The organism is Enterobacter sp. WCHEn090032, from assembly GCF_003986875.1.
GTDB classification, from domain to species: domain Bacteria; phylum Pseudomonadota; class Gammaproteobacteria; order Enterobacterales; family Enterobacteriaceae; genus Enterobacter; species Enterobacter sichuanensis.
In genome coordinates, this window is record NZ_RXRN01000032.1 from 39,559 (window position 1) to 50,819 (window position 11,261).

The 11,261-nt window shown below is 57.7% G+C and carries 9 protein-coding genes; 5 read left to right on the plus strand and 4 right to left on the minus strand.

The features are described 5' to 3' along the window. The first annotated feature begins 105 nt into the window (after positions 1–105). A complete protein-coding gene (gene ghxP, locus EKN83_RS20230; RefSeq protein ID WP_045285548.1) occupies positions 106–1,455 on the plus strand; it encodes a guanine/hypoxanthine transporter GhxP in 1,350 nt (449 codons plus the stop codon). A 150-nt stretch (positions 1,456–1,605) separates the two neighbouring features. Next, positions 1,606–3,252, plus strand: a complete 1,647-nt coding sequence (locus EKN83_RS20235) for a Na+/H+ antiporter (protein WP_025757855.1) — start codon at positions 1,606–1,608, stop codon at positions 3,250–3,252. Between the two features lie 81 nt (positions 3,253–3,333). Here the strand turns inward: EKN83_RS20235 and EKN83_RS20240 are convergent, their stop codons facing one another. Beyond that, positions 3,334–4,221 (minus strand): LysR family transcriptional regulator, encoded by an 888-nt coding sequence (locus EKN83_RS20240; protein ID WP_025757856.1) that lies wholly within the window; start codon positions 4,219–4,221, stop codon positions 3,334–3,336. A 102-nt stretch (positions 4,222–4,323) separates the two neighbouring features. Between EKN83_RS20240 and EKN83_RS20245 the strand changes: the two genes are divergently transcribed. After that, positions 4,324–4,734 (plus strand): CidA/LrgA family protein, encoded by a 411-nt coding sequence (locus tag EKN83_RS20245; RefSeq protein ID WP_126801579.1) that lies wholly within the window; start codon positions 4,324–4,326, stop codon positions 4,732–4,734. Then, positions 4,727–5,416, plus strand: coding sequence for an LrgB family protein (locus EKN83_RS20250; protein ID WP_025757859.1), 690 nt, complete (start codon positions 4,727–4,729; stop codon positions 5,414–5,416). The genes EKN83_RS20245 and EKN83_RS20250 overlap by 8 nt, the downstream gene beginning before the upstream one ends. Positions 5,417–5,448: 32 nt before the next feature. On the opposite strand, the gene actP is transcribed toward EKN83_RS20250, so the two are convergent. The 3 genes from actP to acs all read right to left on the minus strand — a co-directional run bounded on the left by actP (position 5,449) and on the right by acs (position 9,504). Continuing rightward, on the minus strand, positions 5,449–7,098 hold the full coding sequence (gene actP / locus EKN83_RS20255; protein WP_126801580.1) for a cation/acetate symporter ActP: 1,650 nt from the start codon (positions 7,096–7,098) through the stop codon (positions 5,449–5,451). Further along, positions 7,095–7,409: a DUF485 domain-containing protein gene (locus tag EKN83_RS20260; RefSeq protein WP_025757861.1), complete on the minus strand. Its 315-nt coding sequence runs from the start codon at positions 7,407–7,409 to the stop codon at positions 7,095–7,097. Before EKN83_RS20260 ends, actP begins: the two co-directional genes overlap by 4 nt. 136 nt (positions 7,410–7,545) lie before the next feature. Further along, positions 7,546–9,504, minus strand: a complete 1,959-nt coding sequence (gene acs, locus EKN83_RS20265) for an acetate--CoA ligase (RefSeq protein ID WP_025757862.1) — start codon at positions 9,502–9,504, stop codon at positions 7,546–7,548. 423 nt (positions 9,505–9,927) lie between these two features. Here acs and gltP point away from each other — a divergent pair, with 423 nt between their 5' ends. Further along, complete coding sequence (gene gltP, locus EKN83_RS20270; RefSeq protein ID WP_088244021.1) at positions 9,928–11,241, plus strand: glutamate/aspartate:proton symporter GltP; 1,314 nt, start codon at positions 9,928–9,930, stop codon at positions 11,239–11,241. Positions 11,242–11,261 lie beyond the last annotated feature (20 nt).

An 11,261-nucleotide genomic window follows, 5' to 3' on the forward strand; every position in this document is an offset into this window, starting at 1 on the left:
ACGCCCTTTCGTCGCAAACGCAACACAAGGATTTGACGTTTAGCTGGCAGCGGCGTCTCCACCTTGCTTACAGACTTCCTAAAAAACTCTCAGGGGATGTTTTCTATGTCTACGCCATCTGCGCGTACTGGCGGTTCACTTGACGCCATGTTTAAAATTTCGGCTCGCGGCAGCACCGTGCGCCAGGAAATCGTTGCCGGTTTGACAACGTTTCTGGCGATGGTTTACTCCGTCATCGTGGTGCCGGGCATGCTGGGCAAAGCGGGCTTCCCGCCAGCGGCGGTCTTTGTGGCAACCTGTCTGGTGGCCGGTGTCGGCTCTATCGTGATGGGCCTGTGGGCCAACCTGCCGCTGGCGATTGGTTGCGCCATCTCTCTGACCGCGTTTACCGCGTTCAGCCTTGTACTGGGCCAGCAGATCAGCGTCCCGGTTGCGCTGGGTGCCGTGTTCCTGATGGGCGTGCTGTTTACCGTTATTTCAGCGACCGGTATCCGTAGCTGGATCTTGCGCAACCTGCCGCAGGGCGTGGCGCACGGCACTGGCATCGGTATCGGCCTGTTCCTGCTGCTGATCGCCGCCAACGGCGTCGGTCTCGTCATCAAGAACCCGCTGGACGGTCTGCCGGTGGCGCTGGGTCATTTCGCCAGCTTCCCGGTGATTATGTCGCTGATCGGCCTGGCGGTGATTATCGGTCTGGAAAAACTGAAAGTCCCGGGCGGCATTCTGCTGACGATTATCGGCGTCTCCATTGTCGGCCTGATTTTCGATCCGAACGTTCACTTCTCCGGCATTTTCGCCATGCCGTCGCTGAGCGATGATAAAGGCAACTCCCTGATTGGCAGCCTGGATATCGTTGGCGCGCTGAACCCGGTGATCCTGCCAAGCGTGCTGGCGCTGGTGATGACCGCCGTGTTTGATGCGACCGGGACCATCCGTGCGGTTGCGGGTCAGGCAAACCTGCTGGATAAAGACGGCCAGATTATTGATGGCGGCAAAGCGCTGACCACCGACTCCCTGAGCAGCGTCTTCTCTGGCCTGGTAGGCGCGGCGCCTGCGGCAGTGTATATCGAGTCCGCCGCGGGCACGGCGGCAGGCGGTAAAACCGGCCTGACGGCGATCACCGTTGGCGTGCTGTTCATGCTGATCCTGTTCCTCTCGCCACTCTCCTACCTGGTTCCGGCCTACGCCACCGCGCCAGCGCTGATGTACGTTGGCCTGCTGATGCTGAGCAACGTGGCGAAAATCGACTTCGCGGATTTCGTCGACGCCATGTCAGGTCTGATTACCGCGGTGTTTATCGTGCTGACCTGTAACATCGTGACCGGCATTATGATCGGCTTCGCGTCGCTGGTGATTGGCCGGGTGGTCTCCGGTGAGTGGCGCAAGCTGAACGTGGGTACCGTGGTCATTGCCGTTGCGCTGGTGGCGTTCTACGCGGGCGGCTGGGCAATCTGAGTTGTCCTTTGATGCGAAAACGGGTGGCTCAGGCCGCCCGTTTTTATTTTCAGGACTCATCCTGTTGCCTTTTACGTTACTCTGGGGAAGATAGAATAAAAGGCACGACGCCTTCCGTAGTAAATAAGCAACACAGCAAACAGGGAACGCATGGAAATCTTCTTCACAATACTCATCATGACCCTTGTGGTCTCGCTATCCGGGGTGGTTACACGCGTACTGCCCTTTCAGGTCCCCCTGCCATTAATGCAAATTGCCATCGGCGCGCTGCTGGCGTGGCCGACGTTTGGCCTGCACGTGGAATTTGACCCCGAACTGTTCCTCGTGCTGTTTATCCCGCCACTGCTGTTTGCCGATGGCTGGAAAACGCCGACGCGCGAGTTCCTTGAGCACGGACGAGAGATCCTGGGCCTGGCGCTGGCGCTGGTGGTGGTCACCGTGGTCGGGATTGGTTTTCTCATCTACTGGGCCGTACCCGGCATCCCATTAATTCCGGCTTTCGCGCTGGCCGCCGTGCTGTCGCCAACCGATGCCGTGGCGCTGTCCGGCATTGTGGGTGAAGGCCGCATTCCGAAGAAAATCATGGGGATTTTACAGGGTGAGGCGCTGATGAATGACGCCTCCGGTCTGGTCGCCCTGAAATTTGCCGTGGCCGTGGCGATGGGGACGATGGTCTTTACCGTCGGCGGCGCGACCCTGGAGTTCTTTAAGGTGGCCATTGGCGGGATCCTGGCAGGCTTCGTGGTGAGCTGGCTGTACGGTCGCTCATTGCGCTTCCTCAGCCGCTGGGGCGGCGATGAGCCGGCGACGCAGATTGTGCTGCTGTTCCTGCTGCCGTTTGCCTCTTATCTGATTGCTGAACATATTGGCGTGTCGGGCATTCTGGCGGCGGTTGCGGCAGGGATGACCATCACCCGCTCTGGCGTGATGCGCCGCGCGCCGCTGGCCATGCGCCTGCGTGCCAACAGCACCTGGGCCATGCTGGAATTTGTCTTTAACGGCATGGTGTTCCTGCTGTTGGGCCTGCAGCTGCCGGGCATTATGGAATCCTCGCTGGTGGCGGCCGAAGCCGACCCGAATGTTGAGGTCTGGATGCTGTTTACCGACATCGTGCTGATCTACCTGGCGCTGATGCTGGTGCGTTTCGGCTGGCTGTGGACGATGAAAAAGTTCAGCGTGCGCTTCCTGAAGAAAAAACCGATGGAGTTCGGCTCGTGGACCACGCGTGAGCTGCTGATTGCCTCCTTTGCCGGCGTGCGCGGGGCGATCACCCTCGCCGGTGTGCTCTCCATTCCGCTGTTGCTGCCCACGGGTGATGTCTTCCCGGCGCGTTACGAACTGGTGTTCCTGGCGGCGGGCGTGATCCTGTTCTCCCTGTTTGTCGGCGTGATTATGCTGCCGATTTTGCTGCAGCATATTGACGCGGGGGACTCGACTCAGCAGCACAAAGAGGAGCGTATCGCGCGTGCGGCCACCGCTGAAGTGGCGATTGTCGCGATTCAGAAAATGGAAGAGCGTCTGGCCGCGGATGCGGAAGAGAACATCGACAATCAGCTGCTGACGGAAGTCAGTTCCCGGGTGATTGGTAACCTGCGTCGCCGCGCCGATGGGCGTAACGACGTGGAAAGCTCGCTGCAGGAGGAGAACCTGGAGCGCCGGTTCCGCCTGGCGGCGCTGCGCTCAGAGCGTGCCGAGCTGTACCATCTGCGCGCCACGCGCCAGATCAGCAACGAGACGCTGCAAAAGCTGCTGCACGATCTGGACCTGCTGGAAGCGCTGTTGATAGAGAATCAGTAGCACGCTTTTGCCCGGTGGCGCTGCGCTTACCGGGCCTACGTCCGAACCGTAGGCCGGGTAAGGCGAAGCCGCCACCCGGCACTATTCAGACCGCACCCAAAACCCCTCACAACACTGCAGCCACGCCTGCGCACTCTGGGACAAATAGACCCCTTCACGCCAGATCATCCCCAGTTGCCAGTGCAGGTCGCTCTCCAGCGGGATCCAGCGCAGCGTGTTTTTATCCAGACGTTCGCATATCGGCTGCGGCAGGATGGCAATGCCTACGCCTGCCTGCACCATCGCCGCCAGGAAATCCCACTGACCGCTGCGCACTGCAATGCGCGGCTTCACGTTATGGTGTTGAAACAGCGTCATCAGCTGGCGGCTTAAGGCGAAGTCTTCGTTGTAGATCAACAGAGGGTGCTCACCGAGCAATTCAGGTTTCACCGAGTCTCTCTTCAGCCAGTCGCCGGAGCGGGGAACCAGCACGCACAGTGGGTGGCTAAAGAGCGGAAGCGTCGCCAGACCGCTCTCTTCCTCAACGGGGAGGGCGGTCATTGCCACGTCGAGCTCACCGTTGGTGACGGCCTGCTGTACGGTTAATCCACCAAACTCCGAAATCTTCAGCTCAACGCCGGGGTAACGCTGGCGAAACAGGCTAATCGGCCCGGCCATCATCATTCCCACCATCGGTGGAATGCCGAGGCGCAGCACCCCTTTCGTCAGGTGATTTATATCATCCAGCTCCGCTTCCAGCTGGCGGAACTCCGCCAGAATCGCCAGCCCGCGTTCGAACACCACGCGTCCGGTGTCGGTCAGCAACAGCTTGCGCCCGTCGCGGATCAGCAGGGTACAGTTCAGTTCATCTTCGAGGTTTTTCAGCATTTTGCTGATGGTGGGCTGGGTAACAAACAACTTCTCCGCTGCGCGGGTAAAACTTTGCTGGCGAACCACTTCGACAAAATAGCGCAGCGTTCTTATGTCCATGATTATTCCTCGAAACTATACCTGTGATGATTTTAATTCATTTCAGTCCACACCGTGCGCTCACTATACTGGCGCCTCGTCTCATTTTTGAGGAAAACCCCCATGGCCGTGGCGTTAAGCCGTGTTACGCCTGCCGTTGTACAACGACTCCAGGTACCGGTTCAGGTACTGCTCTACGCGGGATTGTTCGTTTTCGCTGAATATCTTGTCGGCTGGCTCCATCTGCCGCTGCCTGCCAACCTGGTGGGGATGCTGCTGATGCTGACGCTTATCCTCTGTCGCGTGATCCCCCTTAACTGGGTACGCGCCGGCGCGCGCTGGCTGTTAGCAGAGATGCTGCTGTTTTTTGTCCCTGCCGTGGTGGCGGTGGTGAACTATGCCCAACTGCTGATGATGGACGGCTGGCGCATCTTCGCGGTCATCGCACTGAGTACGCTGATGGTGCTGGGGACGACCGCCTGGGTGGTGGATAAAGTCTATCGCTTTGAAATCCGCAGGCACAAACATGACTAACTTTCAGATAAGCGTCCTGTGCCTGATTGCCACGCTGGGGATCTACTTCGCCAACAAGCGGCTGTATCGCCGTTTTCATGCTCTGCCGCTGATGCCGCTGGTCTTCACACCAATCCTGCTGGTGCTGATGCTGGTCTTTGGTCATATCTCCTGGCAGGACTACATTGGTGAATCCCACTGGCTGCTGTGGCTGCTTGGCCCGGCGACCATCGCCTTTGCCGTTCCCGTTTACGACAACCTGGCGATCATCAAACGCCACTGGATGTCGCTCAGCGCAGGCGTGCTCACCGCCACGGTGGTGGCGGTCTGTAGCTCCGTCTGGCTGGCACGGCTGTTTACGCTGCCCGATGAAATTCAGCGCAGCCTGGCCGTGCGTTCGGTGACCACGCCGTTTGCGCTGGCGGCCGCGAAACCGCTCGGCGGGCAGCCGGATCTGGTGGCGCTGTTCGTGGTGGTGACGGGCGTTTTTGGGATGGCGGTCGGCGATATGCTCTTTCTGCGGCTTTCTATTCGGGAAGGGATGGCCAAAGGCGCAGGGTTTGGCGCGGCGTCGCACGGCGCGGGCACGGCACGTTCGTATGAACTGGGTCAGCAGGAGGGCGTAGTGGCAAGCCTGGTGATGATGCTTTCAGGCGTGGTGATGGTGCTGATTGCGCCGCTGGTGGCGTGGGTGATGTTTTAAGCTCCCCGGCCAGAACGACCGGGGAGAATGGCTTAGTGCGCGCGGCCCTGCTCAACGCCGAGACCGGTTTGTGAACGGATAAACTGGGCACGGAATTTCTCACGCTCCAGGTTACCCTCCGGCGAGTTGTCGGTGGCCGAGAAGAACCAGATACCGATGAACGCCACGGCGATCGAGAACAGCGCCGGGTATTCGTACGGGAAGATGGCGCTGGCGTGACCGAGGATCTGCACCCAGATGGTCGGACCCAGAATCATCAGGATCACTGCCGTCAACAGCCCCAGCCAGCCGCCAATCATCGCCCCACGGGTGGTCAGTTTTGACCAGTACATGGAGAGCAGAATGATTGGGAAGTTACAGCTTGCGGCAATGGAGAAGGCCAGCCCAACCATAAAGGCGATGTTCTGCTTCTCGAACAGAATGCCCAGCAGAATGGCGACCACGCCCAGCACCAGCACGGTGATTTTAGAGACTTTCAGCTCATCACGTTCGCTTGCCCCTTTACGGAAGACGTTGGCGTAGAGGTCGTGCGACACCGCAGACGCGCCTGCGAGGGTTAAACCTGCAACCACCGCAAGAATGGTGGCGAAAGCCACGGCCGAGATAAAGCCGAGGAACAGGTTGCCACCCACCGCATCAGCCAGGTGCACCGCTGCCATGTTGTTCCCGCCAATCAGCGCACCCGCCGCGTCTTTAAACGCCGGATTCGCCCCCACCAGCATGATGGCGCCAAAGCCGATGATAAAGGTCAGGATATAGAAGTAACCCATGAAACCGGTGGCGTAGAAGACGCTCTTACGCGCTTCTCGCGCATCGCTCACGGTGAAGAAGCGCATCAGGATGTGAGGCAGGCCAGCGGTACCGAACATCAGGCCCAGACCGAGGGACAGGGCAGAAATCGGGTCTTTCACCAGCCCGCCCGGACTCATGATGGCTTCCCCTTTCGGATGGACCGCCATCGCTTCGGTAAACAGGTTATTGAAGCTGAACCCGACGTGCTTCATCACCATAAAGGCCATAAAGCTGGCGCCGAACAGCAGCAGAACCGCTTTGATGATTTGCACCCAGGTGGTCGCCAGCATGCCGCCGAACAGGACGTACATCACCATCAGGACGCCAACCAGCACCACCGCGACGTGGTAGTTCAGGCCGAACAGCAGTTCAATCAGTTTACCCGCGCCGACCATCTGCGCAATCAGGTACAGCGCCACCACCACCAGCGAACCGCAGGCGGAGAGGGAGCGAATCGGCCCCTGCTTCAGACGGTATGAGGCCACGTCTGCGAAGGTATAGCGCCCCAGGTTGCGCAAGCGTTCGGCGATCAGGAACAGAATGATCGGCCAGCCGACGAGGAAGCCGAGGGAGTAGATCAGGCCGTCATAGCCGGAGGTGTACACCAGCGCAGAAATCCCGAGGAACGAGGCCGCGGACATAAAGTCTCCCGCAATCGCCAGTCCGTTCTGGAAACCGGTAATGTTGCCGCCTGCGGTGTAGTAATCGTTACGGGAGCGAACGCGTTTCGACGCCCAGTATGTGATATACAGCGTCAGCACGACGAAAATCAGGAACATCACAATCGCCTGCCAGTTGGTTGGCTGGCGCTGTACCTCGCCGGTAATGGCATCTGCCGCGTTGGCGGCAAAGGGAAGTGTGGCGACTAGCGCCGTCAGGACGCGCTTCATGATGCTTTTACCTCTTGCAGTACCGCTTTATTAAGACGATCGAATTCACCGTTCGCGCGCCAGACGTAGACGCCGGTCAGCACAAATGAAACCACAATCACGCCAATCCCGATGGGAATACCGCGCGTCACGCTGGTGCCCTCGTGCAGCGGGGTACCCAGCCAGTGCGGCGCAAAGGCGATCAGCAGAATAAAGCCGACGTAGATAATCAGCATGATGATGGAAAGAATGAAGGCAAACCGTTGCCGCTTATCGACGAGCTCCCTGTAGTGCGCACTATTCTCTATCTGCTGACAAATATCGTTATTCATCACAGAGTTCTCCAGAGGTAAGGTGGGTTTGTTTTTAGTTCCCTCTCCCCTGTGGGGAGAGGGTTAGGGTGAGGGGGGGAAGGTGCGGTCTTATGCCCTCACCCCGGCCCTCTCCCGCAGGGAGAGGGAGAAAACATTATGATGGCATTGCGATGGCCTGCTTCTCTTCGAGCAGTTTTTCCACCACGCCAGGATCCGCGAGCGTTGAGGTATCACCGAGATTGCTGGTGTCTCCCGCCGCGATTTTGCGCAAAATACGACGCATGATTTTGCCGGAGCGGGTTTTCGGCAGCGAATCGGTCCAGTGCAGCACGTCCGGCGTGGCAAGCGGGCCAATCTCTTTACGGACCCAGTTGCGCACCTCGGTATACAGCTCTGGCGACGGTTCTTCCCCGTGGTTCAGGGTGACGTACGCGTAAATCGCCTGGCCTTTGATGTTGTGCGGAATACCCACCACGGCCGCCTCGGCAATTTTCGGATGTGAGACCAGGGCAGATTCAATCTCCGCGGTGCCAAGACGGTGGCCGGAGACGTTCAGTACGTCGTCCACGCGTCCGGTGATCCAGTAATAGCCATCTTCGTCACGGCGCGCGCCGTCGCCGCTGAAGTACATGTTTTTGAAGGTTGAGAAGTAGGTCTGCTCGAAGCGATCGTGGTCGCCGAACAGGGTACGCGCCTGGCCCGGCCAGGAGTCGACGATCACCAGGTTGCCTTCGGTGGCCCCTTCCAGCGGATGACCTTCGTTATCCACCAGCGCAGGCTGCACGCCGAAGAACGGACGGGTGGCGGAACCGGCTTTCAGCTGTGTGGCGCCCGGCATCGGGGTGATCATAAAGCCGCCGGTTTCGGTCTGCCACCAGGTGTCCATCACCGGGCATTTCTCGTTACCGATTTTTTTCCAGTACCACTCCCAGGCTTCCGGATTGATAGGCTCGCCGACGGACCCGAGAATGCGCAATGAAGAACGGTCTGTGCCTTCAATGGCTTTATCCCCTTCCGCCATTAAGGCGCGGATCGCCGTTGGGGCGGTGTAGAGGATGTTGACCTGATGTTTGTCGACGACCTGACACATCCGCGCCGGGGTCGGCCAGTTTGGCACGCCTTCAAACATCAGCGTGGTTGCGCCACAGGCCAAAGGGCCATACAGCAGGTAACTGTGTCCCGTCACCCAGCCCACGTCGGCGGTACACCAGTAGATGTCGCCAGGATGGTAGTCGAAGACGTATTTGAAAGTGGTGGCCGCATAGACCAGATAGCCGCCGGTGGTGTGCAACACCCCTTTCGGTTTGCCGGTTGAACCGGAGGTATAAAGAATGAAGAGCGGATCTTCCGCGTTCATCTCTTCCGGCTGATGCTGGTCACTGGCGTTCTCAATCAGATCGCTCCACCACAGGTCACGGCCCTCGTTCCAGTCGATTTTGCCGCCGGTGCGCTTCAGGACAATAACGTTATTTACCGTTTTAACGTTCGGGTTTTTCAGCGCCTCGTCGACATTTTTCTTCAGCGGGATACCGCGCCCTGCGCGCACGCCTTCATCGGCGGTGATCACCAGTTTTGAACTGGAATCGACAATACGGCCGGCAACCGCTTCTGGCGAGAAGCCACCGAAAATAACGGAATGAATCGCGCCGATACGGGCGCAGGCCAGCATGGCCACCGCCGCTTCCGGCACCATTGGCATATAGATCGCGACCACATCGCCTTTTTTAATGCCTCTTTCCAGCAGGACGTTGGCGAAGCGGCACACGTCGCGGTGCAGTTCTTTATAGGTAATGTGTTTGCTCTGCGAGGCATCATCGCCTTCCCAGATAATGGCCGTCTCATTCCCGCGCTCGGCAAGGTGGCGGTCAAGGCAGTTCGCCGCCAGGTTCAGCGTGCCATCTTCATACCATTTAATGGAGACATTGCCGGGTGCAAAGGAGGTGTTCTTCACCTTCTGATAGGGTTTGATCCAGTCCAGGATATGGCCCTGCTCACCCCAGAAAGCGTCCGGGGCGGTGATAGATTGCTGATATTTCTCGTGGTACTGCTCCGGGTTGATCAGGCAACGGTCCGCAATGTTTGCGGGAATGTCATGTTTGTGTATTTGGCTCATGGCTTTTTTTCTCCTTGTAAGATGTTAATAATATGTCGCAAAAACGTTAATTGTAGGGGCTTTACAAGCTTTGTTTATTATTTGGGCTGCAGATCACGCATTGTTTGAACAGGTTGAAAAATGAGCGAATGAAAGTTTGAAGGGAAATAATTTATGCTGACGATTATTCACAATTATGTTTAAAAAAGCGTTTTTATAACAAACGGTTATTTATCAGAATTAGAACAAACCCCCGTCATCGTCGCTTTTATGAGTGAAATGCGTCGTTCTTTAAGGCTTGCGCAACAGGCCGCGCAAATGATACTCATACGCCGCGTTAAAAAATCCCATAAACCAACGCAACACAATGCATACCCTTTCAGTATGTCTCCGTATTCATTCACATTGCGTGACTGAGGAGCTTCATTGAGGAAGTCAGTTTCTATGAAAAACGTTAAAGTCAGCCTGGCCTGGCAGATCTTGCTAGCCCTTGTGCTGGGCATCTTACTGGGCAGTTACCTCCACTATCACAGCGACAGCCGCGAATGGCTGATTGCCAACCTGCTCTCTCCGGCAGGGGATATCTTTATTCATCTGATTAAGATGATTGTGGTACCGATTGTGATCTCGACGCTGGTGGTCGGTATCGCGGGCGTTGGCGATGCAAAACAGTTAGGCCGCATCGGGGCGAAAACCATTATCTATTTCGAAGTGATCACTACGGTCGCGATCGTTCTCGGTATCACCATGGCGAACGTGTTCCAGCCCGGTTCCGGGATCGATATGTCGCAACTGGCAACGGTGGATATTTCGAAATACCAAAGCACAACCGCTGACGTGCAAAGCCATGCGCACGGCCTGATGGGGACGATCCTGTCGCTGGTGCCGACCAATATTGTGGCGTCGATGGCGAAGGGCGAGATGTTGCCTATCATCTTCTTCTCCGTGCTGTTTGGTCTGGGACTCTCCTCGCTGCCGGCGACGCACCGTGAACCGCTGGTAACGGTGTTCCGCTCTATCTCCGAAACCATGTTTAAAGTGACCCACATGGTGATGCGTTACGCGCCGGTCGGGGTGTTTGCGCTTATTGCCGTCACCGTGGCGAACTTCGGTTTTGCCTCCCTGTGGCCGCTGGCGAAGCTGGTGATCCTGGTGCATTTCGCCATCCTGTTCTTTGCGCTGGTGGTGCTGGGGATTGTGGCGCGTCTGTGCGGGCTGAGCATCTGGATCCTGATCCGTATCCTCAAAGATGAGCTGATTCTGGCCTACTCCACGGCAAGCTCAGAGAGCGTGCTGCCGCGCATTATTGAGAAGATGGAGGCCTATGGTGCGCCGGCCTCGATTACCAGCTTCGTGGTGCCTACCGGTTACTCGTTTAATCTGGACGGTTCGACGCTGTACCAGAGTATCGCCGCTATCTTTATTGCGCAGCTGTACGGCATTGACCTGTCGCTGTGGCAGGAGATCGTGCTGGTGTTGACGCTGATGGTCACCTCAAAAGGTATCGCGGGCGTGCCGGGCGTCTCCTTCGTGGTGCTGCTGGCGACGCTGGGCAGCGTCGGCATTCCGCTGGAAGGTCTGGCGTTTATCGCCGGTGTGGATCGTATCCTCGACATGGCGCGTACGGCGCTGAACGTGGTGGGTAATGCGCTGGCGGTGCTGGTGATCGCCAAGTGGGAACACAAATTCGATCGTAAAAAAGCGCTGGCGTATGAACGCGAGGTGCTGGGTCGTTTTGATAAGACTGCTGACCAGTAATGTAACGTTGTCTTCCCTCT